An 18,061-nucleotide genomic window follows, 5' to 3' on the forward strand; every position below is an offset into this window, starting at 1 on the left:
AGGACTCGCGCGTTTTCGTTTCGGTCACGCTCTTTGATACGTTGACGGAACTACATAGGTTGATTCGTGGAAGTGAACGTATTTTCGCCAGTTTCTACTTCCGACGACTGCAGAATTGCCAGCTGATGAAGTAGCTTGGTGCGATCGTGAATCCTGTGAATCGAGAGTTATGGATCTCTCTGAGAATTCCAAGGCGGGTTTCTCGGTGGTGTTCCAATTCAGCTGGTGGAGTGATTGAATGATGCGCGGACGACGTCTATGGGGACTGCTAGCCTTTCTGGTCGCGAATACGTTCGTGAATGTGGTCGTGGGAGAAGTCCGAACCTGGGATGGGCGTCATTCGATCGAGAAAATCGATGTCTTTGTTGTCTACTTCGTCCCCAATGACCGGCAACCGCTCACCGACTGGAAACGTCGCGTTGACTATTTCTGTCGGCGTATCGAGCAATTCCACGAACTTGAATACGACGGACAGTCGGTGCTGAAGACGACTGTCGAAGCGAAGCCATTCGTTTCGAGATTGTCGACTCGACAGCTTCGCGAAGGTGATGGGGATGCAATCTTTTTCCGCACGCTTCGGGAAGTCGACGCGCACTTTGATTGGAACGAGAGTGATTCAGAAGCCTTTCCAATCGTGCTCGTTCTGTCGGAGATCAACTGGCGACCGCTGGATGACTTTTACCGGCTCCGGCAAACGGAAAACGGGCTTGAGTTCGAAGGACAGTTCATCGAATCGCAACACTTTCCGGGAGCGACGTCCGGAGGTGCTCGAGCGACTTATCTCTCCCGTGAAGGGAAAGGTTGGGGACTGGTCAGCGCTGATGGCTGGCGCGTTCCCTATCGGGGAAGTGACTGTGTTGTTTATCACGAAGGAGTCGGACATACGATCGGACTTCCTCACCCTGAGCCCGGAAACGGGTCCGTTATGAGCTTCGGTCAGTACCGAGGATGGATCAGCGAGTCCTGGCTTGATAAAGACCAGAAAGTTCGGTTGGGGTGGGAGCCGCAGTCGGACACCGAAAAGAAGAACAACGACAATCTGTTCCGTCAGTTTCGAGCGATCCCGGATCCCCTCGAACCGAAACCCGGAGACGAAGTTTCTCTGAAGCTCGATCTTCCCTTTGATGCGATTGTGCAGTCTTGCATTGCAGAAGTTCAGACGGATGTCCACGGGCCGTGGTTGGAGTCGACATCGAGTTTTCGGAATGCGTCGCGTGCAGATTTGAGTTCGATATCGCTGGGGCGATTTGATCGGCATACTCCAGTCAGTTATCGCGTCAAAGTCACACTCGAGGATGGACGATTCGAAGAGTTGTGGGGGGATTTTCAGGTCGGAAAGCCTCATGAGATTGCTTCCGAGATGTCTCGTTCTGTTCTCTTGGATGAAGGCCCAAAATCTCCCGGCTAGAAAAGTTCATTCTCCGTGACAGCCGAGAGTGATCAGCTGGAAGATCTGAATGTTCTTGAAGCATGGAAGAATGGCGATTGGACGCGTGAAGACGGCAACCTAATTGTCTCGCCGAAAACGTACGGTGCGAAAATCGAACTTCCTGGCAAGGTGTCGGGGCCGTACCGTTTGATCGCGATTGTCGAACCGCTCGATCCTCCGAGTGGGCTGATTCTGGGAAGTCGGCTCGGTGAGTCACGGTTCGTGACGTTGCTCAACTACGCTCAAGGAGGTCAATTGCTTTCCGCTCTGGAAAATGTCGATGGAAAGAACGTCGGAAATTTCACCACTGTCGATCGCCCATTGTTCGAAATGGGACGGCTTTCACAGGTCGTGTTGACTGTGGAAGATGACTCCGTCTCCGTTGCTGTCGACGGTGCTCTCGTCGTCGAATGGAGCGGACAACCAACGGAACTCAGCCTCAGCGACTACTGGCGGACTCCCGATGAGAATGCCCTCTTTCTCGGGACTTATGATTGTCGATACCGTTTTCACCGATTGACTTTGCAGACGAGCAAATAAAAAACTCCCAGAAACATGATTGCTCACGCTTCTGGGAGTGATCAAAACTCGAGTTCGTTCAATCGACAATTGAATATGGCGAGCTTGTCGCTCAATTCGGTGCATCCGCCTGTACTTGCTTATTACGATGGCTGCTGCGTTTGCTGGTGCAAGCGGCTGCAATTCATCTCTTTGAGTGCTCAAGTCAGGCAGTCGTAAACCGGGATCTCTTGCCGTTTGAAGTCGAACGGTTACGAAGCTCCTTTTCCTGGGTTGTATTTCGCAGGGACATTGCCCTTTTTGTCGCCAGTCTTGGGATCGACAGTGATGTAGGTCCATTCGACTTCGGTGTAGCCGAGAGTGATTTCTTCGCTCGGAAGCGGATCCCCTGCCGAGTTTCCGTGGAAGCTGTAGCTGGTGACGATGACGTCTTTGAGTTTGTAAGTCAGGTAAGGTTCCTGCTTGTTCTTGACGGTCGTGCAGAAGTGAATTTCCACTTCATCGAAGAAGGTCCCGTTGGCACAAGCTTCCTGGAGCTTGGTTGACGATTTGTCGAGTTCGCGGACGACAACGACGTCTCCCAGACTGGTTTGCCCTTTTGTTCGCTGTGCGTCTTTGGCACCTTCCGCGATTGAGCGAAAGATCGGAGAGCTCATCGACTGAATGATGATCCAGTCTTTGTGTGCATCGTCTGTTGCTTCGCCCTTGATGTCGCCGAGTTTCATGAAAGCAGGCATGTGAACGTCTCCAGAGTGAAAGTGAAAAAGTGAGTGATTCCAGTTCAAAAGATTGCTTTAAGCGGCCAGTTTTTTGTTGCCCGCTTGATGCTGACACCCCTATTCTCGAAAATTCCTCGGAAGGGTTGCGTGATTTCCGAAAAAGAATTTCAGAAGCTTCCTGATTTCATCGCAACTCTTTTTATTGTGATGGTTTAGGCGTTTTCGGTGGTTGAAGTCGTCCTGCCAGAACGCAGTTTCATTCGAAGAAAACAGTTCTTCTTCGACCAGGTTCTAGCGATGGCAAGGATGAAGATGCCAGAGAATCAGAGGGAAGACGGCGGAGGAATCAACTCTCCAGCGAATCAGGAGTTTTCGCGGGGATTGATTTCGTCCTGAAAGCATGACCACTGTCCGACATCGACCGGTTTTCGGTAGTCAGAAAGGTGATCAACGGCCCGCCCGCGTGCGTCGACATCAAGAGACAACATCATTTTCAGGACCTTGCACAGGTCACTCGATTGAGAAGCAAGCGAATCCAGTAACTGGTCCGGTTTCCAGTCGAAATATTGACGGCTGAGCTGAAGCATATTCTTCGGGCGAAAAGCTTTCTTTCCGGTGGTGAGTTCGAATCCGACGAGTCCCAGCGAGAACCAGTCCGCAGCTGGACAATTCTGTCCCCGCATCTGCTCCGGAGAAATATATGCCGGCGTGCCGGCGGCGATGGGGCGGTCATCGTCACCACGAAAGATGGGAAGCGAAAGTCCGAAGTCCATCAATTTCACGCTTCCCGACGGAGCGAGCATGCAATTGGATGGTTTGATATCGCGATGGACAATCTGCTCTTGATGGGCATAGCTCAGCGCATCAGCGAGTTGTGCGAGGATGCGGAGGACACTTTCTTCGTCAAGCGGTCCTACAATCCGAGAAACGTCAGAAAGGGAGCATCCCTCGAGAAACTCCATCGCAATAAATGATGTCGCGAACGCATCAAAACGTTCGTACAAAATCGGAATTCCCGGATGGTGAAAATTCGCGATGATTTCTGCTTCGCGGGTAAACCAGTTCCGGGCATTGGAATCAATCGCCAGACGATGACTCATCATCTTGAGCGCGACACGACGATTCGTTTCCAGTTGAATGGCGTCGTATACAACGGCCATTCCCCCGCGGCCGAGACGACGATTGATTTTGTATCCTTCCAGCGTGACGGTCGAAAGTGCATCGTGGCTGCGTCTGCCCAGTCTGTCAGCGACGATCATCGTCATGACATTGGAGAACTCCGGATGCCGCTGACAAAGATCATGGAAGTCGGAACTGCTGAGACTTAAGACTGTCATGTCGCTGTCGGCGACAACCGACGCAGTTCGCAACGGTGTCCCCATGAGCGACATTTCTCCAAAGACATGGCCGGGAAAAATACTTCCCAGCTCAATCGGAGTCGTTTCATCCGATGAGATCGAGACGGTCGCTGCTCCCTCAACGCATACGAGCAGGCAGTCTCCGTGAGTTCCTTCCCGAATCACGAAATCCCCTGCCTTGAATTTGATGCGGTGCATTCTCTCGTAAAGAGCCGATTGCATCTGCGGGGGAAGATTTTCGAGCGGACCGCACGCAAACTCGGTGATGCCTTCTTCAGATCCCGAGAGCGGAACCGAAGCAGCTTCTGTTCGCTCCTTGTCCCATGACGATTCCATTGAGGACCCTGACAAGCCTGCCAGTTTGCCCGACCACGGGGCATGATCCGGAAAGAGGGAACCGTAGTCTTCGACTGAGAGATCGGGTTGCCGTTCCTTCAGCATCGAGTAGTGGTGTCGAACGAGATCCGTGAGCAATTCGCGCGGATTGCTCAATACAGTCCGCGATTCGACCATTTCCAGGATCGAAAAGTCTCTGCCAGATTCACAATAGTCCTGCAATTCCAGCAGGAGTTCTTGCATCATCGCCAGGGAAATCGTCTCGTCAGCCTCTTCAAACATCCGATTTCGCACCAGTCAGGTCACGAGAAGATCAGATCGTCTACTTCAACCATCAATTATTGCATGAAGTCGTTCGAGCGGAAACCTCGACTGGCCTCTGATTCACAAGCCAGTCCCGCATTGACACAAATCAACCGAACAGGGTTCGATTTCGTTTTGGTCCATTGAGATAATTGTATTGTTGTGAGTCAGATCATGGGAAAACGAGCGGAATCCGTGTACGATCAAAGTTGGTGGATGTGTCGGCGGGCGCCGATGGTCCAGCCCCTCAACCCCCGGGAGATGAGCATGGTTCATTTTCATTCACAGTCCGATCGACGACAGTTTCTGGTCAACTCTAGTGGCGCTGTACTCGGAGCGGCGGGGTTGTCATTCTTTGGAGTCTTGCCGCGGGTGTCTCATGCGGAAGCAAACATGGAGACAGGTCGCGTCGTCTACAAAGGTCAAATTGAACCTCTGGTCAAACTGATTGAGAACACAGAGCGCAGGCAACTTCTCGAGAAAGTTGCCGATCGAATTCGCTCGGGAACGTCGTATCAGGAAGTTTTGTCTGCGTTGCTGTTGGCCGGTGTGCGAAACGTTCAACCGCGTCCTTCGGTCGGGTTCAAATTTCACACCGTGCTCGTGGTTAATTCGTGTCATCTGGCCAGTCTTCACGGTCCCGATGAGGATCGATGGCTGCCGATTTTCTGGGCGCTGGACTATTTCAAATCGGCCCAGGCAGACGAAGCCCGCAAAAGTGGTTGGCAGATGCAAGCCGTCGACGAATCGCGCGTGCCAGCTCCTGAGAAGGCGCGGTCGTTGTTTGTCGACGCGATGGAAACTTGGGATGTTGAGCAAGCAGATGTGGCGACCGCCGCTCTTGTTCGTTCTTGCGGAAGCAACGAATTGTTTGACCTCTACGCAAATTATGCAGTGAGAGACTTCCGGTCCATCGGCCACAAAGCGATTTTTCTGGCGAACGCATGGCGAACCCTTCAAGTGATCGAATGGCAGAATGCGGAGCCGGTGCTTCGGTCGTTGACGTTTGCCATTCTCAACCACGAAGGAGATGGCAACCCCGCTGAGAGCGACTACGAAGTCGATCGACCGTGGCGCGCGAACGAACCACTCGCGAGTGAAATCCCGATCGATTGGCAATCCGGAGATCTGAGCGGAACAGTCACGCGTGAACTCATTGCTTCAATGCGACAAGATTCGCCAGTTGACGTTTCCAAGTCTGCTCAGCAGGCGATCATCGACGGAGTGAATCCCCAGTCGGTTTGGGATGCTGTATTCGTCTCGGCCGGAGAACTGTTGATGCGTCAGCCTGGAATTGTGGGGCTGCATGGGCTGACGACTGCGAATGCGGTGCATTATCTGTATCAACAGACACGCGACGCGAGTCTGCGAAAGCGATTGCTGCTTCAGGCGTGTGCGTTCAATCCCCTGTTTCGTGGGTCGGCGGAAGGTCGAGGAAATCTCAAGCAGCTTTCCTACTCCGAATGGAAGGAGCAGTCGGAGGATTCGACGAACGAGCTTTCGGAACTGAGTGAGAACATCTCCCGGGACAAAATGAAAGCATCGTTGCAGGTCAGAGAATATCTCAATCGCGGAAACAACCCGTACGAACTGATCGATGAAGCAAGGAGACAAGTCTTCTTGCGGGGACGAAATACTCACGACTATAAATACAGTTCGGCAGTCCTCGAAGATTTCAACTCGGTGAGCCCGGAATGGCGAAATGACTTCCTGGCTTTGAGTGTCTTCAACTTAAAAGGTTCTGGGGACTCCATGAGCAACCTCGTTGACCGAACCCGTGATGCCCTGCAAAGCTAAAAGCTTGTCCGGCGATCGAAGTTTAAGGCTTTGCGAGGGAGCATCTCGTGACCTGACGTTCTTGAGAAATGCGTGTTCGGAATCATTGGCAACAGAAATCCCCTCCAACGACCGCAAGAGTCATCTCGCGTGACGGGGGCGCGTCGACGTCTGCTTCAAGGGGCCGTCGCGGTTGTCGAATGGCTTGGCTGGAGCCTCCTGGCTGCGTTGGCTGTCTTGGGACACTGCCGGCAATACGGCGAGAAGATTCCGACCGGATGGGAACGCGATCCCACTGTTTCATTTTTCAACATGTGGACCGTGGGATGGAATGTTGAATCACTTCAAAGAGGATTCCGCGGATACTGGCATGCGCCGATTTTTCATCCTCTCAAGGGGACATTCACGTTTTCTGAGATGCAGCCGACAAGTCTCGTCGTCGCTCCATTCGTCTGGTTGTTTTCCCTTTGTCTGGCCTACAACATATTCATCTTGCTCACGCTGGGAGCGAACGCTTTTCTCGGTCGCCGCGTCGCAGCCCGGCTGGATCTGTCCCCACTGAGTCAGGTTTTCTGCGGACTGGCTTTCCTCACACTGCCGTTTGTCCATTTGCAACTCGGAGTGATTCAACTCGGGGCCGTTTGGTCGATTCTGTTGATTCTTCTCTGTCTGATCGAATTTGAAAAGAATCCGACTCTCGTTTCGGGGACTGCGTTCGGAATGGCGTTGGGAATCTGCTATCTCGCGTGTCACTACTACGGTTTGTTTATGGTGATTCTGTTGCCATGTTTTCTGATTTATCTGGGGCGGAAATTGCTGCTTCGGTCGACGTGGATTGGATTGGTTTGCGGTGCGATCGCTGCATTCGCGATCGTCAGTCCATTTGTGTGGGCTCAATTCCGATGGCTGGAACCAATGTCCGAACCGAGACGGATCGAACTGATTTCCCGCTTATCGGCTCACGGGACCGATTACCTGTTTACCAGTGAACGACGATTCTTGTGGACCGAACTTGGACCTCTTTTCGGTTTCGATGTTCGCTATCGACGCGATGTCGGTTGTGGAACATTGATGATGGTGTTCGCGGCAATCGGTCTCATCGCCGGAAGTCTTGTTCGCTCGCGGAGAAAGTGGACGTGGTTATTACTGCTGTGGGGAGGAATCGCGGGGCTGTTGTCACTTGGCCCGACTATTCATTGCGGGAGCTGGCATCACTACGAGGTGTTCATGGACTGGATTCCGGGATTGCAATTGATTCGCAGCCCGTATCGATTCGGCGTCATCGTTCAGATTGCGATTGTTTTGCTGGCGACCTTCGGAGTCGAAACCTTGTGGAACTGGCGTGTTTGTGTCGAAGCAAACCAATCGAAGATGCGCGGCCGCTTGCGGCGTTCGCTTGAAGTCGGAGTTGTTGTCGTGCTTGCCGGGATTACGGTTGCGGAAACCTGGCCGAAACATTGTTCGTGGGCGGAACCTCCGTATACGGAAGTGAATCGGCAGTGGGTCCAGTGGCTTCAGGCAGAAACCGAACCGGAGGCCGTTGTCGCTTGTGTTCCGTTTGCAACGGGAGGAAAAACGACCGACTTCATCGAAACAACTCGTTGGATGCTTCTGGCTCTCGAGCATGACCGCAGAATGCCGGATGGCTACTCGGGATTCTTCCCTCAACAACATCGCAACTTACGCGCAGCGATGAGAAGCTTTCCAGATGACGCGAGTTGTGATTTTCTCTCGGGAGTGAGCGTCGATTATGTCGTCATCAAGGATTCAGTTCTTCCGGAAATTCTGAAAAACGTGCCTCCACTCTTTGATGACCGCACTGCGAAGGTCAGAATCTATTCTCTGGAGTCAGTCGCTCGCGCACTTCATGCGGACCGAAATTAGCGAATCAATGCCTATCCCACTTCAAATTTTTTATCACGATCGTCAGGTCTTTACGGGATCATTGAGCCATGCGCTTGAACTCGGTCGACAGCAACACCACGAGACGGATGTCGTCCTTCTGCAAGTCAATTCTGGAACCGGTCAGCAAGCACCGAGACTCGTTCTGGCTCCCTTGGCCGAAACGAGGATTGGAAGGCGACAACTTCTCATTGAAGAAGTTTCTGGCGATCAGGTACGACTTCGCAATTTGAGCCCGATTGTTCCCGTTCAAGTGACTGGACGCGGAGAACTCGATCCTGAATCCGAACAGACGTTCTCGATTCCCGTCGAAGTGGTCTTTCCCTCCAATCATCGAATTTTAGTCGGCGGGTCGTCTTCGAATACGCTTCAAAGTCTTGGCTTGGCGACGTGCGCTCCGGGACAACATCTCGATCAGTTCGTTGCCAAATCGGTTGACCAACTCGACCTCTCCGGGAGCGACGTCGAACAACTCGTCCAGGTGCTTCAAGCGGCGATGGATGTCTTTCAATCTGCGAGGACACAGGCAGACTTGTTCAAAAGCGCCGTTCAAGGTGCCCGCACAATGGTGGGGATGAACCGGGCTGTCGTGGTCATGTTGGACGATGGAAAATGGATCCCGAACTGGACGGAGTCGTCTCAGAAGCCCTGGCGGATCAGTGAGAGTGTGCTCTGGAAAGTCCATGCTGGGAAACAGACCTTTTGGGATTCTGCAGCGTTCGACACATCCAAAACTTCGACCAACGTCGAAGGCGTGATCGCCGCACCTGTTCTCAACATTGATGGAGAAGTCATCGGTGCTCTCTATGGAGAGTGTCAACGAAAGCGGCTCGAATCCGGACCAGAAGTGATTAGTCGAGTGCAGGCGCGGCTCATGGAGTTGCTGTCTTGCGGTGTGTCGTCCGGCCTTTCGCGTATCGAACAGGAAGTTCGAGCTATCAATATGAAGTTGCAGTTCGAGCAGTACTTCACCAAAAAACTGGCGGAGGAACTCGAATTGAACCCGACTCTGATCGACGGTCGGGATGCAGATGTGACAGTCTTGTTTTGCGATATCCGTCGTTTCAGTCGGATCTCAGAACGAATCGGAACAAAGCAGACCTTTCAGTGGATCAACGATGTAATGGAATCTTTGTCGATGTGTGTCAATCGCCACGACGGAGTTCTTGTCGACTATATCGGTGATGAATTGATGGCGATGTGGGGCGCACCGAAGCCGCAGACCGATCATGCCAGCCTTGCCTGCCGGGCAGCGATTGACATGTTGAAGTCGCTTCCTGAGATCGAACAACGCTGGAGTGAGACACTCGGTGAACCGCTCGAAGTCGGAATCGGAATCAACTCAGGCCAAGTGCGAGCGGGAAATACCGGCTCCCACTTCAAGTTCAAGTACAGTCCACTCGGCACGACCGTCAACCTTGCCAGTCGACTCGAAGGAGCGACGAAGTACTTACGCACACCTGCCTTGATCTCCGGTGAAACTTCTCATCTTCTCGATTCAAACATTCCGCGACGGCGGTTGTGTCAGGTGAAGGTTGTCAACATCGATGAACCGGTTCCGCTGTATGAACTCGCTGGGACCACTTGTGAACCGAAACTTGTCGCTGGGTACGAAACCGCACTCGCAGCATTCGAGCAGAAGGATTTCACGAAGGCGGCAAATTCGCTGACAGGGCTTCTGCAATCTTTTCCGAATGATGGTCCCTCGCTCGTTCTGCTTTCCCGCACGGTTCACGCAATGATCAACGGAGCCGACGCCGAACATCCTGTCTGGGTGCTGCCTGCGAAGTGATCGCGTCAAACAAGCATTGAGGTGCTAAACGCGAACGTCGTTCGTTGAGCAGTGCCGGATTCCTCTGAAAAATTCCAAGCGAACGCACATGCATCAATTGACTCGTCAAATGTTCCGCGACTTGGAATGGATTCTGAACACTCCTTCCCTGTTGACGACACCCATTCCCGAAGAGCTTGGCCCGATTGAGATCGCGGAGATGGATGACTTAGGAGTGACTCATGTTCCGAAGCGGGTTGGCCGCTATTTCGAAGAGTTGATTGCATGCTGGCTTCGTTCGCGCAGCGACATCGAAGTACTTCATCAGCAGACTCAATTGCATGACGGGAATCGAACGATCGGCGAAATCGATTTCATTTATCGCACTCCGCAAGGTGATGTCGTCCACTGCGAAACAGCTGTGAAATTTTACCTTTACGCCCCGTTCGTGGGTGATGGCCAATGTCAGTTCATCGGTCCGAATTCGGCCGACAACTTTGAAAAGAAGACATCGCGACTCTTCAGCCATCAACTTCAATTAGGGAAGAAGCACTTTCCCGAGGTGACACACACATTCGCTTTTATGAAGGGGCAGATTTTCGTTCATCCGGGAGATGCTGTTCACACTCACCGGCCGGAACTCATGAGCGGCGATCTGCTGCAGGGAACGTGGATTTACGAAGACGAACTTGATCTTCTGGAAGAACTCTTTCCGGAATGTTGTTACTACCCGGCTGAGAAACCGTTCTGGTTGAGTCCGATTTCTGTTGGTCCCGATCAGAAGAAGCATTCGCGGAAAGAGTTGACTCAGTTTCTGGATTCCCACTTCCGCCAAGCCAGAACTCCGCGGCTGTGGAGTGTGCGATCAGGTGATAGCTCCGACGTTCACGAAATCGACCGAGTCTTCGTCGTCTCTCGCGACTGGCCGGGCCCGCAATAGCTGGGAATCTTGCTGTCAGAATCCGGCGGCAGCAGCTCCCGGTCGACGGTGATCGACTCCGGTTTGAAGCCCTTCGTTCTCCGGATCAACGACGATGATTTGTGCTGAGCCCTGAGCCCCTGCCTCGTCGAGAACGTGGCCTCTTTCGAGGAGTATGTTGAGCGTGTCCGGAGAGAAACCGTTTCGTTCGTATCGAATCCGGTCAGGCAGCCACTGTTGATGAATGCGTCCGTAGTTGACCGCGTCTTGAGCATTCATTTCGTGATCGATCACATTGACGATTGTCTGCAAAACCGTGTTGATGATTGTCCGACCACCGGGGCTTCCGGTGACCATCAAGAGTTCGCCGTTTCGTTCCACAATCGTGGGAGTCATGCTGGAAAGCATTCGTTTTCCCGGGGCTGTCAGATTCGCCGGGGTTCCGATCTGTCCGGCGAGAGTTGTTACTCCTTCGACTGGATTGAAGTCGCCCATTTCGTTGTTCAGAAGGAAACCTCCACCGGAAACGACAATTCCAGAGCCGTAGCTGTATTCCAGAGTTGTCGTCAGTGCGACAGCATTCCGCTCGCCATCGACGACCGACAGGTGAGTTGTTTCTGGACTCTCGTGCAGCTGTTGAATCTGTTCGATTTCAGAGATACCCGCTTGATCCGGGGCAATCTTTAAGTGCTGTTCTTTGGCATATTGCTTCGAGATCAACAAATCGATCGGCTGGTCAGCGACGAAGTCGGGATCGCCCAAATGACGTGCGCGATCGAGGTACGAAAGTCGCATCGACTCCGCCATCCAGTGCAGCGAATTGGCTGAGCCGGCCCCGAACTCTCTCAGATTGACGTTTTCGAGGATGTTTAACATCTGAATCAACGTCACCCCGCCTGAACTGGGGGGCGGCATTGAGATGATCTTGTGTCCTCGATAGTCGCCGGTGACCGGAGATCGTTGTATCGGTCGATAGGCTTTCAGGTCCTCATGGTCGATCAGGCCACCCATTGCCTTCATTTGTTTCACAATCAGATCGGCCGTTTTTCCCTCGTAAAAGCCGGCAGGACCTTTGAGTGCAATTCGCTCCAGCGACTTTGCGAGGTCCTTTTGAACGAGCCGGTCGCCTACCACGAACAACTTGCCGTTGTTGGTGAACTGATCTAAAGCAGCTTCTGAAATCTTGAAGCGGTCGTGTGATCCCGCCAATGATTGCGCGAGGCCGGGAGTGACTTCGAAGCCTTGCTCGGCGAGTTCGATGGCAGGTTCGACAAGCCGTTTCCATGGCAGTTTTCCGTGTTCAGTCCAGGCGAGGTGAAGTCCTGCCACAGATCCGGGAACGCCAACTGCAAGAGCGCTCGAGTGATGGCGATTTCGATCGTAGTTCCCGTCTTCGTCGATCCACATTTCTGCAGTTGCACCGCGAGGAGCCACCTCTCGAAAGTCGTAAGTTGTCGTCGACCCGTCAGCGCCGCGATAAACGAGAAACCCTCCGCCTCCAATGTTTCCAGCTGCGGGATGTGTGACGGCAAGTGCGAATGCACTCGCAACAGCTGCGTCGATGGCGTTTCCCCCATCTCGCATGACATCTCTTCCGACTTGTGATGCCAGTTCACTTTGAGTGACCACCGCACAATTCGGAAACCGTTCCGGGATGCTTCCCGCGGAAAGCGACGTGCTTGAACAGACAACAACCAGAAGTGTGCTGAGGAGAGTTGTTAAGTGGTGTCTCGGAAAGACCATCTCTTGCTTCCGGTTTAAGTCGATGGAGAATCTTCGATAACCACTCGAAGCGTTTTTAAGAGACTCTGAATTTCTTCGTCCGTGCCCACGGTGATCCGCAATCCGTCGAGTTTTCCATCGGGATATCGGTCGCACGGCTCAATTCCACCGGGGAACTGCATGAATCGAATCAGGACTTTTCGAGCTTTGAGCTCTTCGTAAATTGTTTGATGTTTGAGTACCGGGTGCGTCGCCCATACGAAATTGGCATCACTTGGAACGACATCAAAGCCCGACTCTGACAGTTCCGATGCGAGTTGTGCACGTGTGTTGAGGATCTTGTTTCTGTTGGCAAGCATCCAGTCTTGATCAAGCAGCGCAGCTTCAGCAGCTGCCAATGCAATCATATCGCAGTTGTAGCTGTCTTTGACTTTTCGCATTCCGCGAATCATGTCGGGCTGAGCGATACAAAAGCCGAAGCGCAACCCGGCGAGGCTGTAGGACTTGCTGAGAGTTTTGGTCACAACGACCTGACTGCCAACTTCGGAACGGAGAAGCTCCATGCGATGCGGATTGGCAGCGAAGTCGCCGTATGCTTCATCGTGAACCAAAACTCCATTCGGGGGAACGAGTTTCTGGATACAGTCCAGCGACCAGGAATTCCCGGAGGGAGAATTTGGATTGGGAAGAAACAGCAATTTCGCTTGTTCGATGAGCGGTCGATTTCGCTGTAAATCCCAGGACCAGTCTCCGTTGAGTTGCAGCCGCGCCCGCCGGGTTCCCTGAATTTCGGCGAGCGTTTCGTAAAGGACGTAACTCGGATACGGGTAAGCAATCAAATCGTTCTTGTCGGCAAACGCTCGAACAAGAATCGTCAGGTTTTCGTCACTGCCGTTCGCGGGGAGAATCCAGTCGGGATCGACTCCGTAAACGTCCGCCGCCGCTTGGCAGAACTTCCGTCCCAATGGATCGGGATAGACATTCAGCCGACCCTCTAATGCTTGCTTGATCGCTGCAACCACTTGTGGAGACGGAGGATATGGGTTTTCGTTCGTGTTGAGTTTGACCCATCCAGATTCTTGAGGTTGTTCTCCAGGGGTGTAACCAGCAAGGGCTTCAACATCGGGCCGGAACAGTGACGTCATTAAATAGTGTCTTTCACGAGAGAACTAATGGAGTGGCTGCAGATCCGATTTCACACAATCACGGTGACTTTTGTGACCAGTTCACAGTGACCTATTGTGACGAGATCGTCTACTCTTGCCAGTCCTCACGCAACGTTTCGATGCGGGCTGTCAATTCTTGAACGACGTCCGGGTGTTCTTTCGCCACATTGGTCATTTCTTCCGGATCGCTTTGGAGATTCACAAGAAAGACATCATCTTCCGCGGTGAGTTCGCCTTTATTGCTTCGGTCTTGAGGATGAATGAGCAATTTCCACTGACCGGATCGCAATGCGAGTTGCGGCTTTCTTCCGCCTCCAAGTTCCCAGAACAATTCTTGGTGAGGAGATGGTCCATTCTCGAGAACAACATCGGCGATGCTTTTTCCGTCAAGATGATGGTCAACCGGTTCCACGTCGCACAATTCAAGGATTGTCGGATACCAGTCACAACCGAAAGCCATCTGATCGCGGACTTCACCTTGAGGAATTTTCTCGGGCCAGGAAATGAAGCTGGGAACGCGAACTCCTCCCTCAAAGAGGCATCCTTTGGCTCCGCGAAGATTTCCGGCGTTGCCTCCTCCGAAAAATGCTCGTTCTTCGGTTGAGTGTCCGTGGTCAGATTGCAGAATCACAATCGTGTTCTCTCTCAATCCTTGCTGATCGAGAAAATCAATCACTTCGCCGACTTTCTCATCCATCGTGGAGACGAACTCTGCGTACATTCGCCTCGGGGCGGGCAGATCCTGATAGACCTCTCTCCATCGCTCGGTTCCCTGCATCGGGTAATGAGGGACATTGATCGCCCAATACAGAAAGAATGGTTGATCCGATTCCTGGCTGATGAAGTTTTTGCACTCGCGGACCATCAGATCGGGGAAGAACTGGCCGTCCTCCCAGATTTCCTTCCCGTTTCGCCAGAGATCATGGCGATTCGGACCCACCCAGTAGAAGAAGTGCGAGTAGTTGTCGATGCATCCGCCCATGTGGCCGTACGACGAGTCAAAACCCTGACCGTTTGGCATCGTGGCTTCATCATAACCGAGGTGCCATTTCCCAACGTGACCAGTTCGATAACCGGCAGCCTTGAGTGCTTCGGCAATAGTCACTTCACTCGCTGGCATCCCCGCATGTCCGTGGCTCGATGAGACGTTTCCGGGAACACCGGCCCGGGCAGGAAAACGTCCGGTCATCAGCCCGGCTCGTGAAGCGGAACAGATCGCCGACGGAGAATACATATGGGTGAAACGGACTCCGGTTTCTGCAAGCAGATCCTGAGTAGGAGTGACGAGGTCTTCTGAACCGTAACAATTCGCGTCAAAGGTCCCCTGATCGTCTGTGTAAATGAGCACGACGTTGGGAGCTTCTGCACTCACGAATTGGGGAATCAATCCCCAAAGCCCAAGAATTCCAACGCGAACGATGAGCGATTTCCATTGCATTGAGAACATACGAGCCATTTCTGTTCTGTGGTGTTTATCGAGAATCAATTTCTTCCGCGATCAGAGCTTTGCCCGACTTGGGCTGAGTTCACTTCCCTTTCAAATGTTTTGAAAGATGCAAATTGTCAGACGCAGTGTGAAACGCAAATTGGATGGTTGGAGAATGAGTCGGTGGGATCGAGCGACAAACACAATCAATGAGGGACGCTTGAGAAAAGCAAGGTGCTCAAAGTTGTGTGGACGCTTGGTCGATGACTCTCAATTGGTTGTCGGTCAGGAAGGAAGTTTTTCAAGGCAGGAAAGATGCCTGTTCCGTAAAGGAGGCCACTTCCCGACATGAAGCGGCCTCGCCAGAGCAAGTTGCTCTTTCCTGTGCACTCGCTTGCGCTGTCTCATCAGTTCAAACGCTGAGTTTGCTCGTGCGAGTGAGTGCAAACCAAATCAAAACGTGCTCTCGTGTGCTCACTCCGTGGATGAGACTTGGGCGTCTTCCGTTGCATTGTCGGGGATCTGAACGACGAGAATTTCGACGACGAATTCTCCTCCGGAACTGCCCTGCTGTCCTCCTCCGTAGCCTCCGTCGTAGTTGGAGGAATCATCGTATCCGCCGGGGCTTTGAGGATTCGCGGGACCATTTTGAGCGGACTTCTGAATCAAGTCAGCAATCTTTCCGCGGGCCTTATTTCGTGAGAGGAGAACATCAACGCTTTGGAGATCGTCTGACTTTCGGTCCTTCTTCACTCCCGCGTCGAGCCACATTCCGTTGCCGTTGAGAATCGTCCGGACTTCTTCTCCGCGAACAGCGTTGCGATAGTGCTGAACCGTTGTGTTGTTCAATTCAGAGGACTCGATGCGAACGTAATTGACGATCGTCTTTTCAAGCGGAGCGAGTTCGCTCGAATCGCTTCCAGCAACTGGGATTTCGAAACGATGCGATGCTGTCACTTCAGCATTGCGATGGAGTTCCAGTGGAATTTCTGCTGGCTGAAAAGGAACGGCGTTCTCGGTGGTCGCGGCGAGTTTCATCCGATCCATCAGGCCGATCAGACTCTGTTCGCTGGCATCCAGCCAGGCATAGCCCGCTTCAATTCTTGCCTCACGCTCCGGATCCGGTTCATCCTTCTTGCGAGGTCGGAATGCGGACTGGCGATTGTTGGCCTGCCCTGCTCTTGGGTTTGCTTCCGGTCGTTCTTCCCGTGTCTGTGCTTTCGTCAGCAAGTGGATTGCCGGATCGTGCAGATGTTTTTCGAATGCTTCCTGAGCAAGTAGAACTGCCGGAGACTTCAGGTTGTGATCTGCGAAGAAGCTTCGGAGTGCATCACGCGTTTGGACAGCGGGGATTTGTGCGGCGAGCAACAGTGCGTCGGTCGACTCGGGGTTCTTCTCCATGTTCTGAGCAGCGAACTGCACGAACTCTGGGGTCCAAAGGTAAGTCACAATCGACTCGGCGTCCTTTTGCGAGAGCGGGATCGACTCCACTTCAATCGGCTCAGCTTTGACCTGCGGTCGAGGAGTTTGAGCCATCATGGGCTGGCCACCATCCGGGTTGTAGCCACTGTCGTATCCGGAGTCGTCATCGTCATCGTAATCGTTGTAGCTGTTGTACGGCGAGGATTGTGTGGACTCCACGGGATCTTGCGGGACACCGACGAGTGCGTCGATCGCCGAGATCGCAAGACCGATGTGCAGAGCAACTGCTCGGTCCGCAAACGGGGAAGCTGCTGCCGAATCGGCTTGAGTGAGCGCCGTCCACAGAAGCTGGCGTGTCGGATTGTTCGGGTGAGGAATATTGCGAAGCAAAGCGTTCGTGGCGATCTTTTCGGACTCGCCTTCTTCAAGCCCTAATTCCGTGGTCCCGCTAAAGACATTCTGAATGACGGCGTAAGCTTCTTTTGTTCCGTTCTGGGCCAGCAAGTCGATGAGCGAAGCGGCGATTTGAGATTTGGGGCTCGCCTGTTGACGTCCCCGATTCTGGTAGCCGTAGCCTCCATCGTAATCATCGTCTCCGTCATACCCTCCCGGGTATCCGCTGTTCCCTCCGGAATTGGTTTCCGGTTCAGCTGTCAGTGCGGCGATCCACAATTCGAATTGTTTGACTGCTTCCGCGCCAGCAGGCTGAGTCTTTGAGAATGTTTCAAAGACCGGAATGACTTTCACGTCACCTTCAGCGATTGCCTCGGTGACTTGTTCGGGAGTCCATTCTGCGACATTTTCCGGACGAGGCGGTTTTCGAGGTTGGCTCCCGGGATAACTTCCTCCGTCGTAACCGGGATTGTAGCCGTTGTCGTCATCATCATCGTCGTCGTCGCTTGAGTAGCCAGGATTGTAGCTCCCTCCGGAGTCTCCATGTTCTCCGCCTCCAGGAGGGCCACCGGCAGACGCCATTTCGTTTGACTGGGGTGATTCTTCACTCTCTCCGGGCGCGTTGGCGGGAGATTCTTCCGACACACTTTCGCGACTGCTGGAAGTGTCCGCTGGTGTCGAGTTTGATGCAGCTGCGTCGTCCGCACCGTCACCTCCTCCACATCCGACTGCCACGACACATGCCAAGCCGAGGGCGATTAAAAGATGCGATGACAATTTCTGATGCTCTCGCTGATGCTCTGACATTCTCTGTGTTCTCCACATCGTCGAACGCTGCGACCAAAACTTCGCTGCTACCCTGAAAGCCACATTCTCTGCCGATTGAAGCGGCAGGAATCA

General features: G+C 53.0%; 12 protein-coding genes. 6 read left to right on the forward strand and 6 right to left on the reverse strand.

Features of this window, described 5'->3' with window-relative positions; translation table 11 throughout:
• Nucleotides 1-238: 238 nt before the first annotated feature.
• Together KOR42_RS05580 and KOR42_RS05585 are read left to right on the forward strand one after the other, a co-directional pair.
• Nucleotides 239-1,408, forward strand: a complete 1,170-nt coding sequence (locus tag KOR42_RS05580) for a hypothetical protein (protein ID WP_146507763.1) — start codon at nucleotides 239-241, stop codon at nucleotides 1,406-1,408.
• A 15-nt stretch (nucleotides 1,409-1,423) separates the two neighbouring features.
• On the forward strand, nucleotides 1,424-1,969 hold the full coding sequence (locus KOR42_RS05585) for a hypothetical protein (protein WP_146507765.1): 546 nt from the start codon (nucleotides 1,424-1,426) through the stop codon (nucleotides 1,967-1,969).
• A 230-nt stretch (nucleotides 1,970-2,199) separates the two neighbouring features.
• Here KOR42_RS05585 and KOR42_RS05590 read toward each other — a convergent pair whose 3' ends face one another.
• Nucleotides 2,200-2,685, reverse strand: coding sequence for an Hcp family type VI secretion system effector (locus tag KOR42_RS05590; RefSeq protein WP_146507766.1), 486 nt, complete (start codon nucleotides 2,683-2,685; stop codon nucleotides 2,200-2,202).
• Nucleotides 2,686-3,029: 344 nt separating this feature from the next.
• Entirely contained in the window at nucleotides 3,030-4,643 is a 1,614-nt protein-coding gene (locus KOR42_RS05595; protein WP_146507768.1) for a protein kinase domain-containing protein, read from the reverse strand.
• A gap of 414 nt (nucleotides 4,644-5,057) precedes the next feature.
• Here KOR42_RS05595 and KOR42_RS05600 point away from each other — a divergent pair, with 414 nt between their 5' ends.
• The 4 genes from KOR42_RS05600 to KOR42_RS05615 all read left to right on the forward strand — a co-directional run bounded on the left by KOR42_RS05600 (nucleotide 5,058) and on the right by KOR42_RS05615 (nucleotide 11,053).
• The gene (locus KOR42_RS05600) at nucleotides 5,058-6,461 is read left to right on the forward strand and encodes a hypothetical protein (protein WP_231740682.1); all 1,404 of its coding nucleotides are present in this window, start codon (nucleotides 5,058-5,060) and stop codon (nucleotides 6,459-6,461) included.
• 72 nt (nucleotides 6,462-6,533) lie between these two features.
• Entirely contained in the window at nucleotides 6,534-8,324 is a 1,791-nt protein-coding gene (locus tag KOR42_RS05605; protein ID WP_146507772.1) for a hypothetical protein, read from the forward strand.
• A gap of 7 nt (nucleotides 8,325-8,331) precedes the next feature.
• Entirely contained in the window at nucleotides 8,332-10,134 is a 1,803-nt protein-coding gene (locus tag KOR42_RS05610) for an adenylate/guanylate cyclase domain-containing protein (protein WP_197440891.1), read from the forward strand.
• Nucleotides 10,135-10,222: 88 nt separating this feature from the next.
• A complete protein-coding gene (locus KOR42_RS05615; RefSeq protein WP_146507776.1) occupies nucleotides 10,223-11,053 on the forward strand; it encodes a DUF1853 family protein in 831 nt (276 codons plus the stop codon).
• A 15-nt stretch (nucleotides 11,054-11,068) separates the two neighbouring features.
• On the opposite strand, the gene ggt is transcribed toward KOR42_RS05615, so the two are convergent.
• The 4 genes from ggt to KOR42_RS05635 form a co-directional block, all read right to left on the reverse strand.
• Nucleotides 11,069-12,775, reverse strand: a complete 1,707-nt coding sequence (ggt, locus tag KOR42_RS05620) for a gamma-glutamyltransferase (protein ID WP_146507778.1) — start codon at nucleotides 12,773-12,775, stop codon at nucleotides 11,069-11,071.
• 14 nt (nucleotides 12,776-12,789) lie between these two features.
• Nucleotides 12,790-13,899 carry a histidinol-phosphate transaminase gene (gene hisC / locus KOR42_RS05625; RefSeq protein ID WP_146507780.1) on the reverse strand — a complete coding sequence of 370 codons (1,110 nt, stop codon included), beginning with the start codon at nucleotides 13,897-13,899 and terminating at the stop codon, nucleotides 12,790-12,792.
• Between the two features lie 109 nt (nucleotides 13,900-14,008).
• Nucleotides 14,009-15,376: a sulfatase family protein gene (locus tag KOR42_RS05630; protein ID WP_146507782.1), complete on the reverse strand. Its 1,368-nt coding sequence runs from the start codon at nucleotides 15,374-15,376 to the stop codon at nucleotides 14,009-14,011.
• 444 nt (nucleotides 15,377-15,820) lie between these two features.
• On the reverse strand, nucleotides 15,821-17,968 hold the full coding sequence (locus KOR42_RS05635; protein ID WP_146507784.1) for a hypothetical protein: 2,148 nt from the start codon (nucleotides 17,966-17,968) through the stop codon (nucleotides 15,821-15,823).
• Between the last annotated feature and the right edge of the window lie 93 nt (nucleotides 17,969-18,061).

It is taken from the genome of Thalassoglobus neptunius (genome assembly GCF_007859735.1).
GTDB lineage: Bacteria > Planctomycetota > Planctomycetia > Planctomycetales > Planctomycetaceae > Thalassoglobus > Thalassoglobus neptunius.

Excerpts from the sequence above, each read along its gene's own strand:
- KOR42_RS05595 (WP_146507768.1), bottom strand. The coding sequence starts at position 4,643 with ATGTTTGAAGAGGCTGACGAGACGATTTCCCTGGCGATGATGCAAGAA.
- KOR42_RS05635 (WP_146507784.1), bottom strand. The coding sequence starts at position 17,968 with ATGTCAGAGCATCAGCGAGAGCATCAGAAATTGTCATCGCATCTTTTA.
- KOR42_RS05590 (WP_146507766.1), bottom strand. The coding sequence starts at position 2,685 with ATGCCTGCTTTCATGAAACTCGGCGACATCAAGGGCGAAGCAACAGAC.
- KOR42_RS05610 (WP_197440891.1), top strand. The coding sequence starts at position 8,332 with ATGCCTATCCCACTTCAAATTTTTTATCACGATCGTCAGGTCTTTACG.
- hisC (WP_146507780.1), bottom strand. The coding sequence starts at position 13,899 with ATGACGTCACTGTTCCGGCCCGATGTTGAAGCCCTTGCTGGTTACACC.
- KOR42_RS05615 (WP_146507776.1), top strand. The coding sequence starts at position 10,223 with ATGCATCAATTGACTCGTCAAATGTTCCGCGACTTGGAATGGATTCTG.
- KOR42_RS05580 (WP_146507763.1), top strand. The coding sequence starts at position 239 with ATGATGCGCGGACGACGTCTATGGGGACTGCTAGCCTTTCTGGTCGCG.
- KOR42_RS05600 (WP_231740682.1), top strand. The coding sequence starts at position 5,058 with ATGGAGACAGGTCGCGTCGTCTACAAAGGTCAAATTGAACCTCTGGTC.
- ggt (WP_146507778.1), bottom strand. The coding sequence starts at position 12,775 with ATGGTCTTTCCGAGACACCACTTAACAACTCTCCTCAGCACACTTCTG.
- KOR42_RS05630 (WP_146507782.1), bottom strand. The coding sequence starts at position 15,376 with ATGGCTCGTATGTTCTCAATGCAATGGAAATCGCTCATCGTTCGCGTT.